Consider the following 26,553-nt stretch of genomic DNA (forward strand, 5'->3'; position numbering starts at 1 on the left):
CGTAAGGGCCCTAGGGGGTGCGTTCGAGCAGCGCGAGGCCGAGTTCGCTGGCCCGGTAGTAGACCTCGCGCCGGTACCGGTGCCCGGTCACGAGGCCCGCGTCGCGGAGCACCGCGAGGTGCTGGGAGACCGCGCCGGGGCTCAGTCCGGTCTGCCGGGCGAGACCGGTGGTCGTGGTCGGGGTGCTCGTACGGCCGAGGAGCCCGGCGCGGCTGCGCCCGAGGAGCCGCGCGAGCCCGTCGCCCGGCTCCGCCCGCCGCTCCCACAGGGTGCCGACGCCGCGCGAGGGATAGACCAGGCAGGGCGGGGTGCCGTTCCGGCCGGGCCCGGCGGGCCGCCCGGGGAGCAGGACGCAGCGGGCCGTGAACGCACTCGGGGCGAGGGTGATCCCGCCCCCGTCCAGGGTGAGCCGGCCGACGGGCGGGCCCGTCCAGCTCAGCCGGTCGTCCGACCACCGCAGGCTCGGGTGGAGGTGGGCGAAGACCTCCTGGATGCCGTCCTCGGCGAGCTGCCGCGTGCGGTAGGCCAGGTCGGCCTCCAGGACGGCCCGTATCCGGGGCCAGTGCGGGCGTACCCCCGCCTCCCACCAGGCGAGAACGGGCGCGACGCGCTCGGGCCGCTCCGTGAGGGCGGCGAGCTCCTCCTCGATCTCGGCGAGCGGGCAGCGCGGGGGAGGGGCGAGGGCTTCGAGCTCGGCCAGGTGCGGGAGCAGGTCGGTGCGCTCCCGGCCGACCGTCAACGCCTGTTTGATCCAGGGGAGATGGAGGGCGTGACGCCCGGGGTCGGCGCTGGCCCGCAGGGCGGCGATCGTCTCCCACAGCGGCGACACGGCGAACCGGAGCTGTGCCAGGTCGTCGACCCCGAACCGTATGTCTCCCACCGGACCACGGACCCCCTCGTGAGCTTTTCGCCCAGACTAAAACAATGGCAGGGCCGGGCGGCGGCTGGTGATGTTCGCCGACATGACCACCACCACCGCCACCACCGCCGCCACCACCACCTCCCCCGGGTCCACTCCCCGCCCCCGGCTCTTCCGGCTGCCGGACTTCCGCAGGCTGTGGATCGGCGACACCGTCAGCCAGGCGGGTGCGGCCGTCACCGCCCTCGCCCTGCCCCTCGTGGCGATCGGCCCGCTCGGCGCGTCCCCCTTCGAGGCGGGGCTGCTCGTGATGTGCGAGTACCTGGGCTTCCTGCTCCTCGGGCTGCCTGCCGGGGCCTGGGTGGACCGGATGCGCAGCCGCCGGGTCATGATCGCGGGGGATGTCGGCCGGGCCGCGCTCCTCGCGACCCTGCCGCTCGCCGCCTGGCTCGACGTCCTGACGTTGGCTCAGTTGTACGGCGTGGCCTTCGGGTTGTCCGTCCTGACGGCGTTCTTCGACATCGCGTACCAGAGCCAACTGCCCCGACTCGTCGACGAGGACCGGCTGGTGGAGGCGAACGTGGCCCTCGAAGCGTCCCGCACGGTCACGGCGGCCGGTGGTCCCGGCGCGGGCGGCGCGCTCGTCGCGGCGGTGACGGCCCCGGTGGCGCTCGCCGTCGACGCGCTCAGCTTCCTCGCCTCCGCGCTCCTGCTCTCCCGGATCCGCCGCCCCGACCCCAAGCCCGAGCCGCGTCCGGGGGCCCGGCTGCGGGACGAGATCGCCGAGGGGCTGCGGTTCGTGTTCCGCGACCGGCTGCTGCGGGCGCTGACGCTCACCGCCGCGATCTCCAACCTCTGTGGCACGATCGGCACGTCGATGCTTCTCGTGCTGCTGGCAGGGAAGTTGGGCCTGTCGCCGTTCCTGTGCGGGCTCGTGTTCACCGCGGAGGCGGTCGGCGGCTTCCTCGGCAGTCTGCTCACCACCAAGGTGGCCGCCCGTCTCGGCCAGGGGCGCGCGATGTGCGCCTCCGTGGTCGTCAGCGGGGCGCTCTGGCTGCTCGCGCTGCCGTTCTTCCACGCGGACTGGCGGTACGCCGTGGCCTGCGCGCTCCAGGGCCTCGGCTGGACCGCCTTCATGACCTTCAAGATCAGCTCGGTGGCCCTCCGCCAGCGCGTCACCCCCGCCCCCCTCCTCGGCCGCGTCACGGCCACCGTCCGCTTCGTCGTCTGGGGCGCCATGCCCCTGGGCGCCCTGGCGGGCGGCCTGCTCGGCGAGTACGCGGGCGTCCGTACGGCCCTGTGGACGGGCGGGGTGGGGGAACTCCTCGCGGTGATCCCGCTGTTGCCGGTGGCGCTGCGGGGTCGGCGGGGTCGGCGGGGCGCGGCTCCGGCCGATGCCGCTACGCGAGGGTGAACTCCGCCCAGACCGTTTTCCCCGGCGCCCCGAGCCTCGGGCGCCACCCCCACCGGTCCGCGAGCCCGTCGACGAGCACCAGCCCCCGGCCGCCCTCCGCGAGCGCGTCGCCCGGCGTGGGCAGCCGCCCGGGCCTGGGTGGTACGCGCTCCGCGCGCGTAATCGGTCACCTCCACCCGCGTACAAGCCCTGCCTGTACGCGCGGGGGGCGGCCTACGATCACGTCCATGTCGATCTCCATATCCTCCCTCCCGGTACTCAGAGGCCGGGGCGGGGCCGTTCTGTCCGTCGATGACATCGGCCTCGTCCTGGACCTCCCACAAGAGCAGATCACCTTCACCCCCGACGGGTTGGGCCGGGTCCGCGCCGAGGGCAGCTCGGTTCTGATCGAGCTGCGGGCGCGGGCCGGGGAGACTCCCCGTGTCCATCGGATCGACGACGTGGACCCGACGGCGGCCGTCGCCCTCGCCGACGGGGTCAACGAGATCCTGGCGAAGCGGACGGACAGCGACGACGTCGACGGGGCTCCGTTCGCCCTGGTCCGTTCGCTCGCGCCCACCTGGCAGTCGAGGTTCCGTCGCCGGATGTGGCGGGGTGTGCTGGCGCACCTGCTGGTGCTCGTCGCCGTCTGCGTGGTGGCCGGCGTGCTGGGTGAGTGGATGCTGGTGCTCATCACCGTCCTGATCGGGGGCCTCGCCTGGCTGGGGCTGTGGGCGGGTCTGTTCGGCCTGCTCCGCGCGCGGCGGGAGCGCTGGCTGTTCCAGAACGGCGTCATGGTGACCGCCACTCCGGCCACGTCCCGAGGGGCGTACATCTACCCGGACGCGACCGGTACGTACCGCTGCCTGCTGCACAACGGGTTCGCCCCCGCGATCACCGTGTTCTACCCGCCGGAGGACCCGGCGGACGCGATGGTGCCGAGCTCGCCGTTCCAGCACCTGCTGGACGGGGTCCTGGGCGTCGTCCTGGTCTTCTGCGGTGGCATCTTGACGCTCCTCTTCCCCGTGCTCGCGGCGATCTTCGTCTCCGCAGACTGACGCCGCCCCCGTCAGTCCTCCTCGCCCGCCGCTTCCTTCAGCACCGGGAAGCGGCGCGGCGCCAGCGTCACCAGGGCCAGGAGCGCCAGCGCCGCCGCCCCCGCCGCGCCCAGGTAGACGTAGTCGACCGCCGCGTCGACCGCCCTGCGCAGCTGGTCGGCGGCTTCCTCCGCCGGGTTCTTGAGGGCTTCGGCGACGGCGTCGAGGTCGCCGAAGCCGCCGAGGCGGGAGGCGAGGACCGCGTTGGCGACCGCGCCGCAGAGGGCCGCGCCGACGCTCTGGCCGACCTGGCGGCAGAAGAGGACGGAGGCGGTGGTCGTGCCGCGTTCCTCGTACGGGACGGTCGCCTGCACGCCGACGATGAGCGGGAGTTGGAAGATTCCGAGCGCGCCGCCGAGCAGGAACATCAGCAGGGCCGGCTGCCACGCTTGGCCGGGGTACGGCAGGAACGGGAACGCGAGGAGCAGGAGCAGTGCCGCCGACATGCCGAGGACGGCGGTCAGGCGGAAGCCGATGCGGGTGTAGATCCGGTTGGAGAGCGCCGCCGTGACGGGCCAGCTCACCGTCCAGGTGGAGAGCACGAAACCGGCGGCTATCGGGCCGAGGCCGAGGACCGACTGCGCGTACGTGGGCAGGAAGACCGCCGGAGCGACCATGAGGAAGCCCAGGGCGCCGAGGGACAGGTTCACGGCGGCGATCGTGCGGCGGCGCCAGACCCAGCCCGGGATGATCGGTTCGGCCGCCCGCCGTTCGACGAGGACGGTCAGCGCGCCGCAGGCGGCGGCGCCGCCGAGGAGGGCGAGGGACGGCGCCGACAGCCAGGGCCAGGCCACCCCGCCCTGCACCAGCGCCGTGATGAGCAGCGCGCCCGTCGCGAAGACGGCGCACGCGCCCGCCCAGTCGATACGGGGCCGGGTGCGCGGCTCCGGGCGTGCGGGTTCCACCAGGTGGCGGGTGACCAGCCAGAGCGCCACGAGGCCGATCGGCAGGTTGATGAGGAAGATCCAGCGCCAGTCGGCGTACCCGGCGAGCAGGCCGCCGACCGCTGGTCCCGCGACGGAGGACGCGGCCCACACGGAGGAGAGCCGTGCCTGGATCTTCGGGCGTTCCTTCAGCGGGTACAGGTCGGCGGCGATCGTCTGGACCGTGCCCTGGAGTGCGCCGCCGCCGAGGCCCTGGACGACGCGGAAGGCGATGAGCGAGGCCATGTTCCAGGCGGCGGCGCAGAGCAGGGAGCCGATGAGGAAGAGGACGATCCCGGCGATGAGGACGGGCTTGCGGCCGAAGGTGTCGCTGAGCTTCCCGTACACCGGCAGGGTCACGGTCACCGCGAGCAGGTAGCCGGAGAACAGCCAGGAGAAGACGGCGAGTCCGCCGAGGTCGCCGACGATCTGGGGGACGGCGGTGGAGACGATCGTGCCGTCGATCGCGGCGAGCCCCATGCCGAGCATGAGCGCGGCCACGACGGGGCCTCGGCGTGCGGCCGTGCGGGGGGTGGGGGATGCGGTGGTGACCGGGGTTCCGGTCCCGTCCGCTCCTGCCGGTGGCGTGGACGGCTCGGTCACCGCGAGATTCCTTTCTTCGTACACCTAAATGTTCGCGGTCAGGGTCTCACTGGGACCACGGTCGTAGGAACCCCTAGGGGCCTCTCCCCCATACGGGCCAGGGGTCGTTCGTACCGGCGGAGGAGGAGAAGTCCCGTTCTTGCTTCTTAACTTGAACTTACAAACCCACCCACTGCTCCATCCCACTTCTAGGAGAAGACCGTGACTTCGGCTGTGACCATCCCCAGGCACGGGGGTACTGGAGGGCGAACGGCCGTCGCCGCTCGGGCGCGGCAGGTCGTGAAGGCGTACGGCACGGGGGAGACCCGGGTCGTCGCGCTGGACGCCGTCGACGTGGACATCGCCCGTGGCCGCTTCACCGCGATCATGGGTCCCTCGGGCTCCGGCAAGTCGACCCTGATGCACTGCCTCGCCGGGCTCGACACCGTCACCAGTGGCGAGATCCACCTCGACGAGACCGAGATCACCGGGCTCAAGGACAAGAAGCTCACGCAGCTTCGCCGGGACCGGATCGGCTTCATCTTCCAGGCGTTCAACCTGCTGCCGACCCTGAGCGCCATCGAGAACATCACGCTCCCGATGGACATCGCCGGGCGGAAGCCGGACGCCGAGTGGCTGCGCCGGGTCGTCGACACCGTCGGCCTCTCCGACCGCCTCAAGCACCGGCCGAACCAGCTCTCCGGCGGTCAGCAGCAGCGCGTCGCCGTGGCCCGCGCGCTCGCCGCCCGGCCCGAGATCATCTTCGGTGACGAGCCGACCGGAAACCTCGACTCCCGGGCCGGCGCCGAGGTCCTCGGCTTTCTGCGGCAGTCCGTCGACGAGCTGGGGCAGACGATCGTCATGGTCACCCACGACCCGGTCGCCGCCTCCTACGCCGACCGGGTCCTCTACCTCGCCGACGGGCGGATCGTGGACGAGATGGAGCGGCCCACCGCCGACGCCGTCCTCGACCGGATGAAGGACTTCGACGCGCGCGGGCGGACGTCATGACCGTCCTCAAGACCTCCCTGCGCAACTTCCTCGCGCACAAGGGACGCATGGCGCTCTCCGCCGTCGCCGTCCTCCTCTCCGTCGCGTTCGTCTCGGGGACGCTCGTCTTCACCGACACGATGAACACGACGTTCGACAAGCTCTTCGCGTCGACCGCATCCGACGTCAGCGTCAGCCCGAAGGGCGCCGCCGCCGCCGACGAGTCCCCGCAGACCGGCCGCCCCGAGTCCCTCCCCGCCTCGCTCGTCGAGCAGGTCAGGAAGACGGAGGGCGTCCAGGCCGCGGTGGGCGCGATCGCCTCCACCAGCGTCACCGTCGTCGACGCCGACGACAAGAACGTCGGGCCCACCAGCGGCGCCCCGACCATCGCCCTCAACTGGAGCCCCAACGAGCTCCGTTCGGTGGAGCTCGTCGACGGCCACGAGCCGCGCGGCCCCACCGACGTGGTCGTCGACGGCGCCACCGCCGAGAAGCACGGCCTGAAGATCGGCGACGAGCTGCGGACCATCGCCGTCGACGGCGACTTCACCGCGAAGATCTCCGGCATCGTCGACTTCAAGGTCACCAACCCCGGCGCCACCCTCGTGTACTTCGACACCGCCACCGCGCAGCGCGAACTCCTCGGCAAGGAAGGCCTGTTCACGCAGGTCCAGGCCGACGCCAAGCCCGGTGTCAGCGATGACGCGCTGAAGGCGGACATCGCCGCCGCCATCGGCGACGGCTACAAGCTCCAGACCGCCGCCGAGGCCGCCGACGCGGGCCGCGAGGACGTCGCCGGCTTCCTCGACGTCATGAAGTACGCGATGCTCGGCTTCGCCGGGATCGCCTTCCTCGTCGGCATCTTCCTCATCGTCAACACCTTCTCCATGCTGGTCGCCCAGCGCACCCGCGAGATCGGCCTCATGCGGGCCATCGGCTCCAGCCGCAAGCAGATCAACCGCTCCGTCCTCGTCGAGGCGCTGCTGCTCGGCATCGTCGGCTCGGTCGCCGGCGTGGCGGCGGGCGTCGGCCTCGCCGTCGGCCTCATGAAGCTCATGTCCTCGATGGGCATGGAGCTCTCCACCCGCGACCTCACCGTCGCCTGGACGACCCCCGTCGTCGGCCTCGCCCTCGGCATCGTCGTCACCGTCCTCGCCGCCTACATCCCGGCCCGCCGGGCGGGCAAGGTCTCCCCGATGGCCGCCCTCCGCGACGCCGGCACCCCCGCCGACGGGAAGGCCGGACGCGTCCGGGGCGGGCTCGGCCTCGCCCTCACCGCCGCCGGCGCCGCCGCCCTGTGGGCCGCGACCCGCGCCGAGGAGGCCGGTCCCGGCTCCCTCTGGCTCGGCCTCGGCGTCGTCCTCTCCCTCCTCGGCTTCATCGTCATCGGCCCGCTCCTCGCGGGCGGTGTGGTCCGCGCCCTCGGCGTCGTCGTCCTGCGGGTCTTCGGCCCGGTCGGCCGGATGGCCGAGCGCAACGCCCTGCGCAACCCGCGCCGCACCGGCGCCACCGGCGCCGCCCTGATGATCGGCCTCGCCCTCGTCGCCTGCCTCTCGGTGGTCGGCTCCTCGATGGTCGCCTCGGCCACCGACGAGCTGGACCGCTCCGTCGGCGCCGACTTCATCGTCCAGTCCGGCACCGGCCAGCCGATCGTCCCGCAGGCGCAGGCCGCTCTGGAGAAGGTCACCAGCCTCGACCACGTCACCGAGTACAAGTGGGTCGACGCCAAGGTCACCGACACGCGCGGGCGGACGACGACGGCCGACCTGGCCGCCACCGAACCGACGTACATGCAGGACCTCCGCCGGGAGACGGCCTCCGGCACGCTCGCCGACGCGTATGGCAAGGACGCCATGTCCGTCGGCAGCGACTACGCCACCGAGCACGGCGTGAAGGTCGGCGACGTGCTGACCGTCGCCTTCACGGGCGGCGGGAAGGCGAAGCTCAAGGTCGCGGCGATCACCGCGGACACCGGCCAGGTCGACAACGGCGCGATGTACACCGACGTCTCCACCGTCGCCCGGTACGTCCCCGCCGACCGGATGCCGAAGAGCCTGCTGATCCTCGCCAGCGCGAAGGAGGGCCAGGAGACCCAGGCGTACGAGGCGGTCAAGGACGCCCTCGCGCCCTACCCCCAGTACAAGGCCAGCAACCAGGCCGACTACAAGGAGGACCTCAAGGACCAGGTCGGCCAGCTCCTCAACATCGTGTACGGGCTCCTCGCCCTCGCGATCGTCGTGGCCATCCTGGGCGTCGTGAACACCCTGGCCCTCTCGGTCGTCGAGCGGACCCGCGAGATCGGCCTCATGCGGGCCATCGGCCTCTCCCGCCGCCAGCTGCGCCGCATGATCCGCCTGGAGTCCGTGGTCATCGCCCTCTTCGGCGCCCTCCTCGGCCTCGGCCTGGGCATGGGCTGGGGTACGGCCGCCCAGAAGCTGCTGGCCCTGGAGGGCCTCGGCGTCCTGGAGATCCCCTGGCCGACGATCCTCACCGTCTTCGTCGGCTCGGCCTTCGTCGGCCTCTTCGCGGCCCTGGTCCCGGCCTTCCGCGCCGGCCGCATGAACGTCCTGAACGCGATCGCGAGCGAGTAGCGGTCGCGGGACGGCAACGGGGGAGTGCGGCCCCGGTGGACCCTGCCAGGTCCATCGGGGCCGCACTGCTGCGATGAGCCGACCGGGAGCCGGCTCCTGCATCCCATGCGCGGCGACCGGTACCGGGCACAGGCTCCCGTCACCCTCCCGAGTGGCCCCTTTCCTTCGGGCGAGTGACAGTGGCACGTCGTAGGCTGGTCCCTAGCCGGGCCGTACGCGCCCGGCACCACCCCGGCCCGTGACACGTGTCGGGCTGTTCGCGTTGCCCGCCCCCGTACTCCGAACCCGGGATGGAAGCTCCATGAGCCTGCACGGCCTGCTTGATGTAGTCGTCAAGGACGCGGCCCTCGCCGAGGCGGTGAAGGCCGCCGCCGACGGGAACCGCCCGCACGTCGACCTGGTCGGGCCCGCCGCCGCGCGGCCGTTCGCCGTCGCCGCGCTCGCCCGCGACTCCGGGCGCCCGGTCCTCGCCGTCACGGCGACCGGGCGGGAGGCCGAGGACCTGGCCGCCGCGCTGCGCTCGCTGCTCGACCCGGACACGGTCGTCGAGTACCCCTCCTGGGAGACCCTCCCGCACGAGCGGCTCTCGCCCCGCTCCGACACCGTCGGCCGCCGCCTCGCCGTGCTGCGCCGCCTCGCGCACCCCCGCGACGACGACCCGGCCGCCGGCCCGGTCAGCGTGGTCGTCGCGCCCATCCGCTCCGTGCTCCAGCCGCAGGTCAAGGGGCTCGGCGACCTGGAGCCCGTGGCGCTGCGCAGCGGCCGGAGCGCGGATCTGAACGAGATCGTCGAAGGCCTCGCGGCCGCCGCGTACTCCCGGGTCGAGCTCGTCGAGAAGCGCGGCGAGTTCGCCGTCCGCGGCGGCATTTTGGACGTCTTCCCGCCCACCGAGGAGCACCCGCTCCGCATCGAGTTCTGGGGCGACGACGTCGAGGAGATCCGCTACTTCAAGGTGGCGGACCAGCGCTCCCTCGAAGTCGCCGAGCACGGCCTGTGGGCGCCGCCCTGCCGCGAGCTGCTCCTCACCGAGGACGTACGGGAGCGGGCCAGGGCGCTGGCCGAGGAGCACCCCGAGCTGGGCGAGCTCCTCAACAAGATCGCGGAGGGCATCGCGGTCGAGGGCATGGAGTCCCTCGCCCCGGTTCTCGTCGACGACATGGAGCTGCTGCTCGACGTGCTACCGAAGGGCGCCATGGCCGTCGTCTGCGACCCGGAGCGGGTCCGGACCCGGGCCTCGGACCTCGTCGCCACGAGCCAGGAGTTCCTCCAGGCCTCGTGGGCGGCGACCGCCGGCGGCGGCGAGGCCCCGATCGACGTCGGCGCGGCCTCCCTGTGGGGGATCGCGGACGTCCGGGACCGGGCGCGCGAGCTGGACATCGCCTGGTGGTCGGTGTCGCCGTTCGCGGCGGACGAGATCGTTTCCGGGGAGGGCGACACCCTCACCCTCGGCATGCACGCCCCGGAGTCGTACCGCGGCGACACCGCCCGGGCGCTCGCCGACACCAAGGGCTGGCTGGCCGACGGCTGGCGCACGGTCTACGTCACGGAGGCCCACGGCCCCGCGACCCGCACGGTCGAGGTCCTCGGCGGCGAGGGCATCGCCGCCCGTCTCGACGCGGACCTGGCGGAGATCTCCCCGTCCGTCGTGCACGTGTCGACCGGCTCCATCGACTACGGCTTCGTCGACCCGGCGCTCAAGCTCGCCGTCCTCACCGAGACCGACCTGTCCGGCCAGAAGGCGGCCGGCAAGGACGGCCAGCGGATGCCGGCCAAGCGCCGCAAGACCATCGACCCGCTGACCCTGGAGGTCGGCGACTACATCGTGCACGAGCAGCACGGCGTCGGCCGGTACGTCGAGATGGTCCAGCGGACCGTGCAGGGCGCGACCCGCGAGTACCTCCTCGTCGAGTACGCCCCCGCCAAGCGCGGCCAGCCGGGCGACCGGCTGTACATCCCGACCGACCAGCTGGAGCAGGTCACCAAGTACGTCGGCGGCGAGGCCCCGACGCTGCACCGGCTCGGCGGCGCGGACTGGACGAAGACGAAGGCGCGCGCGAAGAAGGCCGTCAAGGAGATCGCCGCCGACCTGATCAAGCTGTACTCGGCGCGGATGGCGGCCCCCGGGCACGCCTTCGGCTCCGACACCCCGTGGCAGCGCGAGCTGGAGGACGCCTTCCCGTACGCGGAGACGCCCGACCAGCTGTCCACCATCGCCGAGGTGAAGGAGGACATGGAGAAGACGGTCCCCATGGACCGGCTGATCTGCGGCGACGTCGGCTACGGCAAGACGGAGATCGCGGTCCGGGCCGCCTTCAAGGCGGTCCAGGACGGCAAGCAGGTCGCCGTCCTCGTCCCGACGACGCTCCTCGTGCAGCAGCACTTCGGCACGTTCAGCGAGCGCTACTCGCAGTTCCCGGTGAAGGTGCGGGCGCTGTCCCGCTTCCAGAGCGACACCGAGTCGAAGGCGACCCTGGAGGGCCTGCGGGAGGGCTCGGTCGACGTCGTCATCGGCACCCACCGCCTCTTCTCCTCCGAGACGAGGTTCAAGGACCTCGGCCTGGTCATCGTCGACGAGGAGCAGCGCTTCGGCGTCGAGCACAAGGAGCAGCTGAAGAAGCTCCGCGCCAACGTCGACGTCCTGACGATGTCGGCCACCCCGATCCCGCGAACCCTGGAGATGGCGGTCACCGGCATCCGCGAGATGTCGACCATCACCACCCCGCCGGAGGAGCGGCACCCGGTCCTCACCTTCGTCGGCCCGTACGAGGAGAAGCAGATCGGCGCCGCGATCCGGCGCGAACTCCTCCGCGAGGGACAGGTCTTCTACATCCACAACCGGGTCGACTCGATCGACCGGGCGGCGGCGCGGCTGCGCGAGATCGTGCCGGAGGCGCGGATCGCGACGGCCCACGGCCAGATGTCGGAATCGGCCCTTGAGCAGGTCGTCGTCGACTTCTGGGAGAAGAAGTTCGACGTGCTCGTCTCGACGACGATCGTCGAGTCCGGCATCGACATCTCCAACGCCAACACCCTCATCGTGGAGCGCGGCGACAACTTCGGCCTCTCGCAGCTCCACCAGCTGCGCGGCCGCGTCGGCCGTGGCCGCGAGCGCGGCTACGCCTACTTCCTGTACCCGCCGGAGAAGCCGCTGACGGAGACCGCGCACGAGCGGCTCGCGACGATCGCCCAGCACACCGAGATGGGCGCCGGCATGTACGTGGCGATGAAGGACCTGGAGATCCGCGGCGCGGGCAATCTGCTCGGCGGCGAGCAGTCCGGTCACATCGCGGGCGTCGGCTTCGACCTGTACGTCCGCATGGTCGGCGAGGCGGTCGCGGACTACCGGGCGCAGATGGAGGGCGGCGTGGAGGAGGAGGCGCCGCTGGAGGTCAAGATCGAGCTCCCGGTCGACGCCCACATGCCGCACGACTACGCGCCGGGCGAGCGGCTCCGCCTCCAGGCCTACCGCTCCATCGCCTCCGCCAACTCGGAGGAGGACATCAGGGCCGTACGCGAGGAGCTCACCGACCGTTACGGCAAGCTCCCGGAGCCGGTCGAGAACCTGCTCCTGGTGGCGGGCCTGCGGATGCTGGCGCGCGCGTGCGGCGTCGGCGAGATCGTCCTCCAGGGCCCGAACATCCGCTTCGCGCCCGTGGAGTTGAGGGAGTCGCAGGAGCTGCGCCTGAAGCGCCTCTACCCGCGGACGGTGATCAAGCCGGCGGTCCACCAGATCCTGGTGCCGCGCCCGACGTCGGGCAAGATCGGCGGGAAGCCGGTGGTCGGGCGGGAACTCCTCGCGTGGACGGGCGAGTTCCTGACGACGATCCTGGGGTCGTGACGCGCTGACCCGACCGGCCCCGGGCGTTCGTCGCCCGGGGCCGGTCGCGTTTCTTTCCGGTTCCGTCAGAGCTCGTCGAGGTCGAGCGCTCCGGCCATCGCCTCGTAGCCCGCGTCGTTCGGGTGGAGGCCGTCGCCGGAGTCGTACGCCGGGAGGATGCGGTCCGGGTCCGCCGGGTCCGCGACCGTGCGGTCGAAGTCGACGACGGCGTCGTACGCGCCGGACGTGCGGATCCAGTCGTTGACGGCGTCCCGCTTGGCCTCGTTCGCCGGGGTGTTGTAGGACGAGCCCTTGATCGGCGTGAGGGTCGCGCCGACGACCTTGAGGCCCTTCGCGTGGGCCTCGCGGATCAGCGTGCGGTGGCCCGCGATCAGCTGCGCGGCGGAGACGTCGGGGGTGGGCGCGGCGGGGAAGGTCGTCGTGCTGCCGCCGATGTCGTTGATGCCTTCGAGGACGATCACGGTCCGGACGCCGGGCTCCGCCAGGACGTCCTGCCGGAAGCGCTTGAGGCCCTTCTCGCCCGCCCAGGTGGTGTCGTTGACGACCTGGTTGCCCGCGATGCCGTGGTTGACGACGGCGCGCGGACGCCCGGCCTCGGCGAGGCGCTCGGCGAGCGCGTCGGGGTAGCGGCGGTCGGCGTCGACCGTGGAGCCGACGCCGTCGGTGATGGAGTCGCCGAAGGTCACGATGCCGTTCCGGCGCCCGGACTCGCGGCCGCCGGTGACCTCGACGCCGGAGAGGAAGTACCAGGAGGCGCTGGTCTCCTGGAAGGCGGCGCCGGTCAGGTCGGCGCGGCGGTCGCCGTCGGCCCGGTAGCTGGTGGCCGAGGAGATGTGGTGGAAGGTGGCGGGGCCGGTCTTCTCCGCCAGGTAGAGGGTGACGGTGAGCGACTCGAAGGCCTCGACGGGGAGGTTCGCCGCGTCGCTGAGGAGCGTGCCGCCGGCGGGGATCGTCACGGACGCCCGCCCGTCGAAACGGAGTTGGCGCACGGAGCCGGGGCGCACGGCGCTGCCCTCGGCGGTACGGGCGACGGTCGCGCCCGCGATCCGCAGCGGAGTGGAGCCGTAGCGGTTCGTCAGCTCGATCCGGGCGCGGGTGCCGCTGGTGGTGACCCGGACGACCTGGCGGACGGTCTGGTTGTCGAAGCCCTGCAGGGACCAGTTGGCGGTGAAGGGCGCGGTCGGCGACTGCGGCGACGCGGCCCAGGCGGCGCGCCAGGAGGAGCCCTGGTGGCCGGTGTCGGCGAGCGCGGTCGGGGCCAGTCCGAGGGTGGCGGCGGTGAGGAGGGCTATGGCGGAGCGGCGCAGGGTGTTCGTCGTGTGCATGCTTGCGTCAATTACGGGCCGACGCGGGGTATTCCCGGGTGGTCGCCGTGATGCGCCGTCTAGTCGCGCGATTCCGTGGTGAGTTGGCCGGTGAAGAGCAGGCCGGTCAGGGAGCGGAAGTACTCCTCCGGGCCCTGGTCGCCCAGTGCCGCCGTGATGTTCCGGGTCAGGAGCAGGGTCGCGAAGCCGTGGGCGAGCGACCAGGCCGCGATGCCGGCCGCGCGAGCGTCGGGGACGTCCGGCAGGTCGGCCACGCCCGCGCGGAGTTCGGCGGAGGCGCGCTCCTTGGCGGCGACGAGGTCCGGGTCGTCGGTGCGCAGCAGCTCCGGCTGGAACATGACCTGGAAGTGGGCGGGGTGGTCCGCCGCGAACCGCACGTACCGCACGCCGCGTTCGCGCAGCTCGGGCGTCCCGGCGAGGGCCGCGGCCAGGAGGTCGTACCCCTCGGCGGCGATCGCGGTGAGGAGTCCGGCGCGGTCCTTGAAGTGGTGGGCGGGGGCGGCGTGGGAGACGCCGGCGCGGCGGGCGAGATCGCGCAGGCTCAGCGCCCCGGGACCCTCGGCGGTGATCACGTCGAGGGCGGCGGCGAGGACGGACTGCCGCAGGTCGCCGTGGTGGTAGGTCTTCCGGCTCGTCATGGCAGCAGCCTAGCCGGTATCTAGGCATTGACAAGTTCACGAGGCGGGAGCAATCTAGTCAGTGACAAGTCGATGGGTGGGTCGGTACTCGATCACTAGGGAGACCGCTGTGGAAACCGGACGCGTACGTCAGATGTGGCACCTGCTCGAACCGCTGCACGCCCTGCTCGACTACGCCCCCGAGGCCTTCGACGAGGCCGCGGCCCTCGGCTACGACACCGCCGAGCGCTGGCCCTCCTACTTCGCCTGGCGCTCCGCCCCGCTGGGCGCCCCCGGCCCGGCCCGGGTGGCCTCGGCGTTCTACAGCTTCAGCCCCGCGATGGTCGCGCGGTACGTCCCGGGGGTCGGGGAGGGCTCCGACGAGGTCCCCGCCGCCGACCCCGCCGCCGTACTCGCCGCCCGACTCCGGGCCGTCGACCGCACCTACCGGGCCGTCCTCGGTGAGGACACGGTCAAGAGCCCCGAGCTCGCCGAGGCCGCCGCCCTCGCCCGCCGCGCCGCCGAGGCGGCCGGGACGGAGGGGCGGCCCCTCGCCGCCGCCAACGCCGCCCTGCCCTGGCCCGAGGCCCCGCACCTCGTCCTCTGGCAGGCCGCGACGATCCTGCGCGAGCACCGCGGCGACGGGCACCTCGCCGCGCTCCTCGTCGCCGGGCTCGACCCGGTCGAGGCGCTCGTCTCCTTCGCGGCGATCGGCGCCGCCCCCGAGCCGGTCTTCGAGAGCCGGGGCTGGAGCGCGGCCGAGTGGGCGGCCGCCCGCGAGCGCCTCACCGCCCGCGGGGTCCTGGACGCGGACGGGGCCGTCACCGACGAGGGCCGCGCCCTGCGCGCCGAGGTCGAGCTGCGGACGGACGAACTGGCCGCCGCGCCCTGGGCCGCCCTCGGCCCCGAGGGCACGGCCCGGCTCGCTGAACTCCTCGGCGGCCCCTGGCTGTCGGCGATCGGCTCCGGCCTGCTCCCCGCCGAGAACACCCTCGGCATCGGCAAGGTGTGAGGCCGGAGCGTCACCTGGTTCAGAGGTCGGAGCGTCAGGTGGTTCGGAGGTCGGAGCCTCACGTGGTTCAGCAGCGCGGTTCGCCCGAGGGGGAGCTCGAACCGGGAGGCGCGGGGGACGAAGCATCCCGAATCCACCCAGCCTAGGATTCCAGGGTGCTGACGTATCGAAAGACCCTCACCGCGACCGCCCTCGCCGTCACCGCCCTGGTGACCGCCGCCTGCACGCCCGGCACCGGCGCCGGCTCCTCCTCGTCCGGATCGCCCGGCGGCGGCTCCGGCGGCAGGCCCGCCGCGCGCGGGTCCGCGCTCGCCGCCGTGGACACCCTCACCGTCAAGGGCCGGGCCCCGAAGACCGGGTACGAGCGGGAGAAGTTCGGCCGGGCCTGGGCGGACGTCGACGGCAACGGCTGCGGCACCCGCGACGACATACTCAAGCGCGACCTGAGCGGCGTCCGCTTCACGGACGGCCGCTGCAAGGTCGCCTCCGGCACCCTCACCGACGACCCGTACACCGGTACGACCGTCACGTACGTCCGCGGGCGCAGCAAGGTCGACATCGACCATGTCGTGGCGCTCTCCGACGCCTGGCAGAAGGGCGCGGGGAAGTGGGACGCGGACACCCGCCGCCGCTTCGCCAACGACCCGCTCAACCTCCTCGCCGTCGACGCGTCGACGAACCGGCGCAAGTCCGACGGCGACGCCGCGACCTGGCTCCCGCCGAACAAGGCGTACCGCTGCGCGTACGTGGCCCGGCAGGTCGCCGTGAAGAAGAAGTACGAGGTGTGGGTGACCGGCGGCGAGCGGGACGCGATGAAGCGGGTGCTCGCCGGCTGCCCGCAGCAGAAACTCCCGTAGGGGACCGGCCTGTTCGGAGGATCGCCGGGAAGGCCGGGGAATGCGGCGGAAAATCGTTTTGTCCGCCCGAAAATGATCTTTATCCTGCTCGCATGGACCTGAACATATCGACCCTCGCCGCCCGTCCCGAGCTGGAAGGGCCGATGTGGAGCATGCTCGACCTCTGGCCTGAGTTCATGATGTACGACCCGGTCGGCTGGGCGAACATCGGCCGGATCGTGCGCGAGCTGCCGGAGTACGTCCTCGTCGCCACCGACGCCGAGGGCAAGGTCGTCGCCCGCGGCTTCAGCGTCCCCTTCCGGATGGACGTCGACGGCCGCCGCGAGCTGCCGCCCCGCGGCTGGGACGAGGTGCTGCTCTGGGCCTTCTCCGACCTGCGGGCCGGCCGTGAGGCGGACACCGTCAGCGCGATCGAGATCACGGTCGACACGAGTGCGCTGGGCAACGGCGTCTCGCACCGGATGCTCGCCGCCATGCGGGAGAACGTGAAGCGGCTCGGCTTCTCGGAGCTCGTCGCCCCGGTCCGCCCCAACGGCAAGCACCTGGAGGCCGAGTCCTCCATCCACGAGTACGCCTTCCGCACCCGCGAGTCCGACGGCCTGCCGGTCGACCCGTGGCTGCGCGTCCACGTCCGCGCGGGCGGTGTCGTCGAGGCGGTGGCCCCGGCGTCGATGACGATCGGCGGCTCCGTCGAGCAGTGGCGGAAGTGGACGGGCCTGCCGTTCGACACGGACGGTCCGGTCGAGGTCGACAAGGCCCTCGTCCCGGTCCACTGCGAGGCCTCGCGCGGCTACGCGGTCTACGTCGAGCCCAACGTGTGGGTCCGCCACACCCTCTGAGGGGCGAGAGCGGGGAAGGGGGCCCCGTGGGGCCCCCGGTCCTGGCGGTGCGTTGCTGCCTGATGCCTGCTGCCTGATGCCTGCTGCGTGCTGCGTGGTGACCGCCTGGGTCAGCCGAGCTTCAGCTCCCACTGCGAGGGGTTGTAGTCGAAGCCGGGGTTGACCTCGACGCTCAGGGTCTTGGCGGCCTTCGGGGTGTCGAAGGCGACGGTGAGCGTGGCCTTCTTGCCGGGCAGGACGGAGCCCTGGAAGCCCGCGCCGACCTTCTCGTCGAAGATCTGCTCCGCCTCGACGCCCTCGGCACCGGCCCGCGCGCTCAGCAGGACGCCGACCGCGTCGAACTTCTTCGTGCCGCCGTTCTCGACGACGACCGTGACCTGGTAGGCCTTGTTGCCCTTGGTGTGGCCGACCGCGTACTCGCTCGCGGTGTACGCCTTCGGGTCCGAGACCGTGATCTTCAGCTTGTCGTCGTAGACCGACGAGTCGCCGTCCGCCAGGCCCTTCCCCTTGTCCGCCGTCCCCTTGTCGGTGGTCCCGGCGTCGCCCGACGACCCCCCGGCCTTCGTCGGGTCCTGCGGCGCCGCGTCCTTGATGCTCTTGTCGATCTCCTCCACCGCGTCGCTGACCGCCGTGACCGTGATGATCAGGCCGACCGTCGCGAGGATCAGGGACACGAGGCCGAGGATCGCGCCGGTGAGCGTCACGCCCTTGTTGTTCGCCTCGCCGCGCTTCACGCGTCCCTTGCCGACGAGTCCCAGGATCAGGGCGATGACGCCGAGCGTCCCGGCCAGCCAGAAGAGCAGCGGGATCAGGCCGGAGAGCGTGCCGATGATGCCGAGGATCAGGGCCGCGGTGCCGAGGCCGTTGCGCATGGCCTGCCGCGGGGCGGCGGGCGGGACCTGGGTGTCGTACGACATGAGTGTGTCCTCCCGGACAGAGAAGCTGTCTGAAGCGATGGGTCAATCACAGCAGAGCCTGTGAACCGAGTCAACACGGTTCACGGAAAAGAAGTCCGCTCACGCTGTGAAGTGATGCCGTGCGCGTGCAGCAGTAAGATCGATGTCACACGAGGACGTGGACGTGGACGTGCACGTGGACGCGGGCGAGTCAGGGAGATGAGTCAGGTGCCAGAGGAGAGCGCAGGAGACACGGGCGCGACGGACGCGGGCTCGGCAGAGGTGACCGCCGCCGGGATCGCCCGGCTCGCGGGGGTCGGCCGGGCCGCCGTCAGCAACTGGCGCCGCCGCCACCCCGACTTCCCCAAGCCCGTGGGCGGCACGGAGGCCAGCCCGTCCTTCTCGCTCGCCGAGGTCGAGCGATGGCTCCGCGACCAGGGGAAACTGGCCGAGGTCCCGCTGCGCGAGCGCGTCTGGCAGCAGATCGCGGGCCACCCCGCCGGCGCCGCCACCGCCCTCGTCCACGCGGGCTGCGCCCTCCTTCTCGTACGGGACAGGTCGGCGGCCTGGCCGGCGCTCGCCGCGCTCCCGGACGAGCGGCTCACGGGCGTGCTCCCCGTCGCCCTGGAGGAGACGCTCACCGAGCGCCTCGGCCCCGAGCGGCCCGTCCTCACCCCCACCGCCGCCGCGCTGTCCGCCTCCGTCCCCCTCCTGCGCGGGGTCGCCGAGCTCGCTGCGGAGACCGGCGGGGTCCGGCCGGCCTTCGAGTTCCTGCTCGGCCGTCACCTCGACGCCAACCCCCGGCAGTACACGCTGACCCCGCCCGGCCCCGCCTCCCTGATGGCCGCCCTCGCGACCGGCCGCACGGAGCGCCCCGCCCCCGACGGCACCGGTGCCCCGCTCACCGTCCTCGACCCCGCCTCCGGCACCGGCGGCCTGCTCAGCGCGGTCGAGTGGCCCGCCGCGGTCTGCGGCCAGGACGCCGACCACGACCTCGCCGCGCTCACCGCCCTCCGCCTGGCCCTCTCCACCGACGCCGACATCCGCGTCCGCTCCGGCGACAGCCTCCGCGCCGACGCGTTCCCGGCGCTCGCCGCCGACGCCGTCCTCTGCCACCCGCCGTTCAACGAACGCAATTGGGGCCATGACGAGCTGGCCTACGACCCGCGCTGGGAGTACGGCTTCCCGGCCCGTACGGAGTCCGAGCTCGCCTGGGTGCAGCACGCCCTGGCCCGTCTCCGCCCCGGCGGCACCGCTGTCCTCCTCATGCCGCCGGCCGCCGCCTCCCGCCGTTCCGGCCGCCGGATCCGCGCCGACCTGCTCCGCCGCGGCGCCCTCCGCGCCGTCGTCGCGCTCCCGGCCGGCGCCGCGCCCCCGTACGGCATCCCGCTCCACCTCTGGGTCCTGCGCAAGCCCGTCGCGGGCGAGCGTCCCCCGGCCGAACTCCTCCTCGTCGACACCGCGTCCGAGCACACGGGCCAGGGCCGGGACGGCCAGGGGAGGGACGGCAGGGACAGCAGGGACCGGCTCGACTGGCCGGCCGTGCACGCGGTCGTCCTGGACGCCTGGACGGCCTTCGACCGGGACGGGACCGTCGTCGCGACCCCCGGGGAGAGCCGCGCCGTCCCCGTCATCGAACTCCTCGACGACGACGTCGACCTCGCCCCCGCCCGCCACCTCCCGCCCCCGGCCGCCGCCGAGGGCGTGACCCAGCTCGCCGTGGTCCGCGAGCGGCTCGCCGCGACCCTGCACCGGACCCGCGAGCTGACCCCGCCACCCGTGACCGGCCCGGCCACGGCGGGCGGCGAAACGGCGGTCGGCGGAACGGCGGTCGGCGGAACGGCGGGCCGGCTCACGGCCACGGCCGGCACGACCACCGTCGGCGAACTCGCGCGCGCCGGGGCCCTGACGCTGCACGCGGGCGGCACGGGCACGGCCCCCGCCGGCGCCCCCGTCGCCGTCCTCACCGACCATGACGTCCTCGCCGCCCAGCCGCCCACCGGCACGCTCCCCGACGGCCCGCCCGAGGAACCGGTCCTCCTCGCCGTCGGCGACGTCGTCGTCCCGGTCCTCGGCGGCGTCGCGGCGGTCCGCGTCGTCGGCGCCCCCGCCGAGGGGGCCGCCCTCGGCCGCAACCTCCAACTTCTCCGCCCTGACCCGGCGACCCTCGACCCGTGGTTCCTGGCCGGTTTCCTCCGGGCCACCGCCAACACCCGGCAGGCCAGCAGCTACGCGTCCACCGCGACCCGGCTCGACGTGCGCCGCCTCCAGCTGCCCCGCCTGCCCCTGGCCGAACAGCGCCGGTACGGCGAGCGGTTCCGCGCCCTCGCGGAGTTCGAGGAGACCCTGCGGCAGGCCTCCCGGCTCGGCGAACAGCTCGTCCAGGGCCTGTACGACGGCCTGGCGGACGGCACGGTCGCGCCCTGATCCGGACCGTCGCGGTCCGGTCCGGGCCGCCGCGGGCCTGAACTGTTCGACAACGGTTCCGGACAACCCGGAACCGTTGTCGGTGACGGTGTATACGCTCGTCCTCGACCCGATCCGATCCGTTCGAGCAGGAGCAGCAGCCGATGTACGGCCCCCCGCAGGCCCCGCGGCCGTCGCCGCAGTCGCCGCCCGGCCCCGCCTCCGGTGGCCTGATCGCGTTGCGCGTCCTCTTCGTCGCGCTCCCGCTGCTCAGTTGCGGCTTCCTGGCCTGGGCGCCGATGCTGCGTCTCGCGATCCTGACGCAGAAGGTGCGGGACTGGGTGTTCTTCGGTCTGGCCTTCGTCGTGGCCACCGCTCTCTTCGTGTACATGGGCATCACGGGCGAGAAGGAGACCTCCGACCTGGAGGCGGTCATCGGGGTCGGCACGATCCTGGCCCTGGGGGCCGGTTCCGTCGCCTACTACCTGGTGGGGGAGATCCGGCACTACGACCGCCGCCGCGCTCTGCCGGCAGCCGTGCCGCCCCCGTTCCGGCCGCTGGGGTACGCGTACGGACCGGACGGCTCCGCCGTCGCGACGACGCCGAGCGGCGCCCCCGCCCCGTACATCTGCGCCCCGCCGGCCCCCGCCCAGCCCCACCAACCGCCCACCGCGCCCCGCATCGACCAGGTCCGCGCCGAGCTCGACGAGCTGAGCGACCTGCTGCGCAAGGACGGACGGGAAGGCGAAGGCAGCAGGTGAACGGACGCGTCATCGGCGGGCGTTACGAGCTCGCCACCGTCATCGGCCAGGGCGGCATGGGTCAGGTCTGGACGGCGTACGACGGGCGGCTCGACCGCCGGGTCGCGGTGAAGCTGCTGCACCCCGCCGGCATCGCCGGGCCCGCGACCGCCGCCGACGAGCTGCGCCGCCGCTTCGTGCGCGAATGCCGGGTCACCGCGCAGGTCGACCACCCGGGCCTGGTCACCGTGCACGACGCGGGCAGCGACGGCGAGGACCTGTACCTCGTCATGCAGTACGTGGAGGGCGCGGACCTCGCCGACCACCTCGCCGAGAACGACCCGTACCCGTGGGAGTGGGCCGTCTGCGTCGCCGCGCAGCTGTGCGCGGTCCTCGCCGCCGTCCACGCGGTGCCGATCGTGCACCGCGACCTCAAGCCGCGGAACGTGATGGTCCGCCCGGACGGCACCATCACCGTCCTCGACCTGGGGGTGGCCTCCGTCCTCGACTCGGACACCACCCGCCTCACCCACACCGGTTCGCCGATCGGCAGCCCGGCGTACATGGCGCCCGAACAGGCCATGGGCGGCGCCGTCGGCCCGTACACCGACGTGTACGCGCTCGGTGTGGTCCTCCACGAACTCCTCAGCGGGGACGTGCCGTTCTCGGGTTCGACCGCGCTCGGGGTGCTGCACCGGCACCTGTACGAGCCGCCGCGCCCGATTCGCCAACTGCGCCCCGAGATCCCCGAGGTGCTCGAAGCGCTCGTCCTGCGGCTCCTCGCGAAGGACCCGCGCGACCGGCCGTCGGGCGCGCAGGAGGTGTACGAGCACCTGCTCCCGCTGCTGCCCGCCCGCGGCGCCCCGGCGGGCCCGATGGACCCGACCCGCCCGTTCCTGCGCCCGCACGCGCCCTGGCCGGACCGGAGCGCGACGCCGGTCGCGGCCCCGCCGCCCGTACCCGTACACGTACCCGTACCCGCACAGCCGGCGTCCCCGCCGCAGCCGGTCGACCCCCGTGCGTACGTGACGCCGCCGCCCGCCAAGCCCGACGTCGCCGCCGCCGTCGACGAGGTCAAGCGGCTGCTCGGCGAGGGCTCGCTGACGCAGGCCGTGGACGTGCTCGGCGGCATCCTGCCCGCCGCCGCGGCCGAGCACGGCGAGGGGTCGCCCGTCGTCCGCATCCTGCGCAAGCAGTACGCGTCGACGCTGATGGACGACGGCCAGTACCGGCGCGCGCTGCCGGAGCTGCGCCGCCTCGCGGAGGACCGTGCGGCGGAGGCGGGCCCGGCGGACCCGCAGACGCTCCAGTTCCGGTACGACGCGGCGGTGTGCCTGGAGCAGTTGGGCGAGACGGCCGCCGCGCTCGCGGAGTTCCGTGCCGTCCTGCCGTTCTACGAGCAGGGCGCCGATCCGGCCAGGGCCTTCGACATCCGGCACCGGACGGGACTGCTGCACCTGGCGACCGGGGAGCACGCGGCCGGACAGGCGGAGCTCCAGCGGCTGTTGTTCGACGCGGAGCGTGCGTACGGGCCTTATCACCCGCTTCCGGTGGACTTGCGGAGGGCTCTCGAGCGCCAGCGGCAGCTGGGACCGCGATCCTGACGTTGCGCCAGGATCACGACTCTGTATCTGATCGAGAAGTGGATCTTCGTGTTCCCCTTTGCCCGTTTTGGCGGATGTAACGTTCGCGTCTGATCATGCTCACGTCCCCCAAGGAATCCTCATGACGACGCCGTCCGCTCCCTCCACCCCCGAGCAGCCCGCCGCCTTCGGCGCCCCCGAGGCCCCCCAGGCGCCCTCGAAGGGCAAGAAGATCCTCAAGAAGGTCGGCGCCGTCCTCGTCGCGATCGTGGCCGTCCTGGCCTGGAAGCTCGGCGTCCCGTACCTCACGGGCGAGGCCCCGGTGCACGCCGAGGCGGGCGAGTGCGTCACGGTCACCGGCCCGGACAACGACCCGAAGGTCGACACCGTCGACTGCGCGGCCGGCAAGGCCGACACCTTCAAGGTCACCAAGGTCGTCGAGGACACCTTCGACGTGAACGCGTGCGGCACGAACGTGACCGCGCTCGCGCAGCAGCTGGAGTCCCTCAAGTTCGTGCTCTGCCTCGAAGAGGTCGCCGCGAAGTAGCGCCGCGGACGAGATTTCCGAAAAGGGCCGGAACCCCCTGGGTTCCGGCCCTTCTCGCGTCCTCTCCCCGGGGCTCAGGCGTGCGAGGGGAACATCTCCCACGGCGCCTGCGGGAGGACCTCGCCGGTCTCCAGGAGCGACTTGAGGTTGGAGAGTACGGCCGGCCAGCCGCGCGAGATCCCGTTGAGCATCTCCGTGTTGGGGAGGTTCTCGTGGGTCACGGTGAGGCGGACGATGTCCTCGTGCGGTTCGGCGAGGAAGGTGACCACGGACGGTCCTTCCGGCTTCTCGGTGCCGGGTGAGTCGTCGAAGGTGATGACCAGACGGTTCGGCGGCTCGGCGGCGATCACGCTGCCGACGACGTCGACGGCCCCCGACCCGTCGACGCGCCGGTGCTCCCAGTCCGAGCCCGGCTTCCAGTCCGACACGTTGGCGTGGTTCCAGTAGCGGGCGGTCAGGTCGGCATCGGTCAGGGCCTGCCACACCTGCTCGGCGCTCGCGCGGATGTAGGTGACGTAGACGTAGGTCGGGACGGATGTGGCTGCTTCGGTCGCCATGGCGTACTCCTCTGCTTGGTGCTTGATGGCGCTGAGGGCGAGCATGCGGGGCTTGTCGAACCCTGAGATCCAGCGCTCGTCGATCTCGTGGATCGGCGCGGGGTTGAGGTAGTGGAGCCGTTCCCGGCCGCGCCGTACGACGGTCACGAGTCCGGCCTTCCCGAGGACGTCGAGATGCTGGGTCGCCGACTGGCGTGCCATGTCCAGGTGCTCGCACAGCTCGCCGAGCGTCTGGCCGTTCTGCTCGCGCAGTCGGTCGAGGAGGAGTCGTCGGGTGGGGTCGGCCAACGCTTTGAAGACCGTGTCCACCTCTTTCGCTTCGAGGGCCACGATTCGATTATGCAGGTAGTTACCTGCATATCGTCAAGCGGGACCGGAAGCGGCGTGTCCCCGCGTAAGCCCCTGGGTCCACCTCCGGGCGGGGTCTAACGTCGGACGGATGGCACATCCGTCTGATGCGATCCAGCTCAACCACACCGTCGTCCACTCCTACGACCGCTCCCTCTCCGCCCACTTCCTGGCGGACATCCTCGGTCTGGAGGTCAGCGCCCCCTTCGGCCCGTTCCTCCCCGTCGAACTCTCCAACGGCGTGACCCTCGACTACTACGAGGAGAGGGTCACCCCGATCCATCCGCAGCACTACGCGTTCCTCGTCCCCGACGGGAGCTTCGACGCGATGATCGACCGCCTGGAGGCGGCCGGCGTGACGTACTACGCCGACCCCGGTCACACGGAGCCGGGCAAGGTGAACGGGCTCTTCGGCGGCCGGGGCGCGTACTTCGACGACCCGGACGGCCACAACATGGAGATCATTACCAGGCCGTACGCGCGGGCGTAGCGGGCGGGCGCGCGCGAGCATGCGAAAGGGCGGTCGCCTTCCCGGCCGGGGCGTGGCCGGTCGCGACGCGGCCGCTCACGACATCTCTTTAAGTACCCCAGGGCAAGTACCAACCCCACCCTTCCCATCCCCCGGCGGTCACCCTGACGGGGGCCGTCACTCACACGAGCGAACTCTGCCAACTGAGCTGGATTTCGGGGTGGTTGCCTGGCATATGCTCACGGCGACCCCACACTGGAAACAGTTCGGCCCCCGTCCGGGACTCGCAATCCCGGTCGAGGGCCTGACCAACGCGGAAGAGAGAGCCTTCCGGATGGATACCCAGCACCCTAGCGCGCCCGCTTCCCGCAGGGGCGTCATCCACGTCAACGCCGCCCACACGACCGGCTACGTGGTCGTCGGCAACCACCTCGCCCAGCACGCCGACCTCTCGCTCACCGCGATCGGCTTGGCCGTGCACATCCAGTCGCTGCCCGCCGGAACCCCCATCACCGTGAAAGCGCTGGCCAAGCGCCTCCCGGAGGGCGAGATCCGCATCGCCGGGGCCCTCCGCGAACTGGAGGCCGCCGGGTACTTGAAGCGGATCCGCGTACGGCTCGCGAGCGGCCGGATCGCGACGGAGACGTACTCGTACAACAACCCGGGCGCGCTAAGGGACTTGGGCCCGGACCGGGATCCCGACGCGGACCGGGATCCCGACCCGGACCCCGACCCGGGCCCCGACGCGGACCCGGGCCCCGACCCGGACCCTGACTCCGACCCCGAACCTGACTCCGGCGGCCGCCCGGAGCGCCGGCCCAAGGCGGCGCTCCCGCCCGCCTTGGCCCCTACCCCTAGCCCCGCCCCCGCCCCCACCCCAGCCTCCGTGCGCAACGAAGCCGCGCGGCTTCCGCAGGGCCCGGCCGCCGAGCTCCTCACGGGCCTGCGCCTCACCGACCCCCGCCTGCTGCTCTCGGTCCGGGACATCCAGCGTCTGGCCCCGGCCGTGGACACCTGGTTCGCCAGGGGAGCCGCCCCGGAGGCCGTCGCCCGCACATTGACGGCCGCCCTCCCCGCGACCCTCCAGCGCCCGGCGGGCCTGCTCGCCCACCGCCTGACCACGCTTCTGCCGCCGCCCGTGCCCGACCGGCCGCGCGCGGCCGCCCCGTACCCGCTCCAGTTCTGCGTGACCTGCGACGAGACGGCCTTCCGCGCCCCGGAGCCGGGTGAGTGCCCCGACTGCGTCGCCCTGGCGAGGGAACGCGCAGCGTGAGGCGCGCGCGGCCGGTGGAGCGTCACACGGGGTGGTGGCGGCCCCAGGGCCGGTTCACGAGCGGCGCCGCCGAGCCGACCGCCCCCACGAGCATGGCGAGCTCGTACGGATCGCCGCCCTCGGGCAGGCTGCAGTACGTCGCTCCCCTTCCGCTGCCGTGGCAGTCGAACCCCGGATGGACCGCGCCCGCCACACCCCAGCAGAACGCGACCGCGCCCGCGGTGGCGATCGCCGCCCGCCACCCCTGACTGATCATCCGCCGGATGCCACCGGCGCCCGGACGAGCCCCAGGAGTGCGACCCCCGTCACGGCAACGAGCGCGTCAGCCAGGCCACTTCGCCGTTCTCCTCCGTCGTCACGCGGTCCCGCTCGAAGCCGAGCTTCTCCAGGACGCGGAGCGACGGGGTGTTCCAGGTGCCGACGGTCGACCAGAGGCGCTTCCGGCCGGTCGCGACGGTGGCGTCGAGCACGGCGCGGGCCGCCTCGGTGGCGTAGCCGTTCCCGTGGACGCGCTGGAACAGCTCGTACGCGATCTCGGGCTCCTCCACGGTGGTGCGGCCGACGATCAGCCCGCAGTAGCCGATGAAGTCGCCCTCGGCGCGGCGCTGGATGGGCAGTAGGGCGAAGCCCGTGGTCTCCGTCGCGGCGAGGAACCCCCCGATGGCCTTCCGGATGCGGTCGACCGGGGGCTTCCCCTTGCCGCGTTCGGCGAGGAGGTCGCAGAACTCTTCGGCGTCCGACTCGGCCCACGGCCGCAGGATCAGCCGCTCGGTCTCCAGGTGGAACGGCATCGTCTCGTAGATAGCCATGA

At 72.7% G+C, this 26,553-nt stretch carries 22 protein-coding genes and 1 pseudogene; 14 read left to right on the forward strand and 9 right to left on the reverse strand.

Features of this window, described 5'->3' with window-relative positions:
- Positions 1 to 10: 10 nt before the first annotated feature.
- Positions 11 to 880 (reverse strand): ArsR family transcriptional regulator, encoded by an 870-nt coding sequence (locus tag ASC82_RS19080; RefSeq protein ID WP_056649235.1) that lies wholly within the window; start codon positions 878 to 880, stop codon positions 11 to 13.
- Between the two features lie 82 nt (positions 881 to 962).
- Between ASC82_RS19080 and ASC82_RS19085 the strand changes: the two genes are divergently transcribed.
- Complete coding sequence (locus ASC82_RS19085) at positions 963 to 2,273, forward strand: MFS transporter (protein WP_107105922.1); 1,311 nt, start codon at positions 963 to 965, stop codon at positions 2,271 to 2,273.
- On the opposite strand, the pseudogene ASC82_RS31170 reads toward ASC82_RS19085, so the two are convergent.
- Positions 2,260 to 2,452, reverse strand: a pseudogene (locus ASC82_RS31170) (ATP-binding protein); the annotation flags it as partial. The gene ASC82_RS19085 and the pseudogene ASC82_RS31170 overlap by 14 nt on opposite strands.
- A gap of 48 nt (positions 2,453 to 2,500) precedes the next feature.
- Between ASC82_RS31170 and ASC82_RS19090 the strand changes: the two are divergent.
- Positions 2,501 to 3,310 (forward strand): hypothetical protein, encoded by an 810-nt coding sequence (locus ASC82_RS19090; RefSeq protein WP_056649241.1) that lies wholly within the window; start codon positions 2,501 to 2,503, stop codon positions 3,308 to 3,310.
- Positions 3,311 to 3,321: 11 nt separating this feature from the next.
- On the opposite strand, the gene ASC82_RS19095 is transcribed toward ASC82_RS19090, so the two are convergent.
- On the reverse strand, positions 3,322 to 4,875 hold the full coding sequence (locus tag ASC82_RS19095; protein ID WP_056649244.1) for an MFS transporter: 1,554 nt from the start codon (positions 4,873 to 4,875) through the stop codon (positions 3,322 to 3,324).
- Positions 4,876 to 5,076: 201 nt separating this feature from the next.
- Between ASC82_RS19095 and ASC82_RS19100 the strand changes: the two genes are divergently transcribed.
- From ASC82_RS19100 to mfd, 3 genes are all read left to right on the forward strand, one after another.
- Complete coding sequence (locus tag ASC82_RS19100; protein ID WP_056649248.1) at positions 5,077 to 5,865, forward strand: ABC transporter ATP-binding protein; 789 nt, start codon at positions 5,077 to 5,079, stop codon at positions 5,863 to 5,865.
- The gene (locus ASC82_RS19105; protein ID WP_056649251.1) at positions 5,862 to 8,435 is read left to right on the forward strand and encodes an FtsX-like permease family protein; all 2,574 of its coding nucleotides are present in this window, start codon (positions 5,862 to 5,864) and stop codon (positions 8,433 to 8,435) included. The genes ASC82_RS19100 and ASC82_RS19105 overlap by 4 nt, the downstream gene beginning before the upstream one ends.
- A gap of 301 nt (positions 8,436 to 8,736) precedes the next feature.
- Positions 8,737 to 12,273 (forward strand): transcription-repair coupling factor, encoded by a 3,537-nt coding sequence (mfd, locus tag ASC82_RS19110; protein WP_056649254.1) that lies wholly within the window; start codon positions 8,737 to 8,739, stop codon positions 12,271 to 12,273.
- 65 nt (positions 12,274 to 12,338) lie between these two features.
- On the opposite strand, the gene ASC82_RS19115 is transcribed toward mfd, so the two are convergent.
- Positions 12,339 to 13,598, reverse strand: a complete 1,260-nt coding sequence (locus ASC82_RS19115; protein WP_056649256.1) for an SGNH/GDSL hydrolase family protein — start codon at positions 13,596 to 13,598, stop codon at positions 12,339 to 12,341.
- A 59-nt stretch (positions 13,599 to 13,657) separates the two neighbouring features.
- Complete coding sequence (locus ASC82_RS19120; protein WP_056649260.1) at positions 13,658 to 14,236, reverse strand: TetR/AcrR family transcriptional regulator; 579 nt, start codon at positions 14,234 to 14,236, stop codon at positions 13,658 to 13,660.
- A gap of 133 nt (positions 14,237 to 14,369) precedes the next feature.
- Between ASC82_RS19120 and ASC82_RS19125 the strand changes: the two genes are divergently transcribed.
- The 3 genes from ASC82_RS19125 to ASC82_RS19135 all read left to right on the forward strand — a co-directional run bounded on the left by ASC82_RS19125 (position 14,370) and on the right by ASC82_RS19135 (position 16,923).
- Positions 14,370 to 15,227, forward strand: a complete 858-nt coding sequence (locus tag ASC82_RS19125) for a hypothetical protein (RefSeq protein WP_056649263.1) — start codon at positions 14,370 to 14,372, stop codon at positions 15,225 to 15,227.
- Positions 15,228 to 15,382: 155 nt separating this feature from the next.
- Positions 15,383 to 16,084 (forward strand): HNH endonuclease family protein, encoded by a 702-nt coding sequence (locus ASC82_RS19130; RefSeq protein WP_199862566.1) that lies wholly within the window; start codon positions 15,383 to 15,385, stop codon positions 16,082 to 16,084.
- 92 nt (positions 16,085 to 16,176) lie between these two features.
- Positions 16,177 to 16,923 (forward strand): hypothetical protein, encoded by a 747-nt coding sequence (locus ASC82_RS19135; RefSeq protein ID WP_056649264.1) that lies wholly within the window; start codon positions 16,177 to 16,179, stop codon positions 16,921 to 16,923.
- Between the two features lie 110 nt (positions 16,924 to 17,033).
- Here the strand turns inward: ASC82_RS19135 and ASC82_RS19140 are convergent, their stop codons facing one another.
- Positions 17,034 to 17,840, reverse strand: a complete 807-nt coding sequence (locus tag ASC82_RS19140) for a DUF4190 domain-containing protein (RefSeq protein ID WP_056649266.1) — start codon at positions 17,838 to 17,840, stop codon at positions 17,034 to 17,036.
- Between the two features lie 198 nt (positions 17,841 to 18,038).
- Here ASC82_RS19140 and ASC82_RS19145 point away from each other — a divergent pair, with 198 nt between their 5' ends.
- From ASC82_RS19145 to ASC82_RS19160, 4 genes are all read left to right on the forward strand, one after another.
- The gene (locus ASC82_RS19145) at positions 18,039 to 20,246 is read left to right on the forward strand and encodes an N-6 DNA methylase (protein ID WP_199862567.1); all 2,208 of its coding nucleotides are present in this window, start codon (positions 18,039 to 18,041) and stop codon (positions 20,244 to 20,246) included.
- A 143-nt stretch (positions 20,247 to 20,389) separates the two neighbouring features.
- Complete coding sequence (locus tag ASC82_RS19150) at positions 20,390 to 20,986, forward strand: hypothetical protein (protein ID WP_056649273.1); 597 nt, start codon at positions 20,390 to 20,392, stop codon at positions 20,984 to 20,986.
- A complete protein-coding gene (locus tag ASC82_RS19155; RefSeq protein WP_056649274.1) occupies positions 20,983 to 22,569 on the forward strand; it encodes a serine/threonine-protein kinase in 1,587 nt (528 codons plus the stop codon). Before ASC82_RS19150 ends, ASC82_RS19155 begins: the two co-directional genes overlap by 4 nt.
- A 121-nt stretch (positions 22,570 to 22,690) precedes the next feature.
- Positions 22,691 to 23,095 (forward strand): hypothetical protein, encoded by a 405-nt coding sequence (locus tag ASC82_RS19160; protein ID WP_056649277.1) that lies wholly within the window; start codon positions 22,691 to 22,693, stop codon positions 23,093 to 23,095.
- Positions 23,096 to 23,169: 74 nt separating this feature from the next.
- Here ASC82_RS19160 and ASC82_RS19165 read toward each other — a convergent pair whose 3' ends face one another.
- Positions 23,170 to 23,961 (reverse strand): metalloregulator ArsR/SmtB family transcription factor, encoded by a 792-nt coding sequence (locus ASC82_RS19165; RefSeq protein WP_056649280.1) that lies wholly within the window; start codon positions 23,959 to 23,961, stop codon positions 23,170 to 23,172.
- Between the two features lie 130 nt (positions 23,962 to 24,091).
- Between ASC82_RS19165 and ASC82_RS19170 the strand changes: the two genes are divergently transcribed.
- Together ASC82_RS19170 and ASC82_RS19175 are read left to right on the forward strand one after the other, a co-directional pair.
- Positions 24,092 to 24,490: a VOC family protein gene (locus tag ASC82_RS19170; protein WP_056649285.1), complete on the forward strand. Its 399-nt coding sequence runs from the start codon at positions 24,092 to 24,094 to the stop codon at positions 24,488 to 24,490.
- Between the two features lie 313 nt (positions 24,491 to 24,803).
- On the forward strand, positions 24,804 to 25,742 hold the full coding sequence (locus ASC82_RS19175; RefSeq protein WP_056649646.1) for a hypothetical protein: 939 nt from the start codon (positions 24,804 to 24,806) through the stop codon (positions 25,740 to 25,742).
- A gap of 22 nt (positions 25,743 to 25,764) precedes the next feature.
- Here the strand turns inward: ASC82_RS19175 and ASC82_RS19180 are convergent, their stop codons facing one another.
- Both ASC82_RS19180 and ASC82_RS19185 read right to left on the reverse strand, forming a co-directional pair.
- Positions 25,765 to 25,998: a hypothetical protein gene (locus ASC82_RS19180; RefSeq protein WP_056649288.1), complete on the reverse strand. Its 234-nt coding sequence runs from the start codon at positions 25,996 to 25,998 to the stop codon at positions 25,765 to 25,767.
- A gap of 49 nt (positions 25,999 to 26,047) precedes the next feature.
- Positions 26,048 to 26,551: a GNAT family N-acetyltransferase gene (locus ASC82_RS19185; protein ID WP_056649290.1), complete on the reverse strand. Its 504-nt coding sequence runs from the start codon at positions 26,549 to 26,551 to the stop codon at positions 26,048 to 26,050.
- Positions 26,552 to 26,553 lie beyond the last annotated feature (2 nt).

Source organism: Streptomyces sp. Root431, assembly GCF_001426585.1.
Lineage (GTDB): Bacteria > Actinomycetota > Actinomycetes > Streptomycetales > Streptomycetaceae > Streptomyces > Streptomyces stackebrandtii.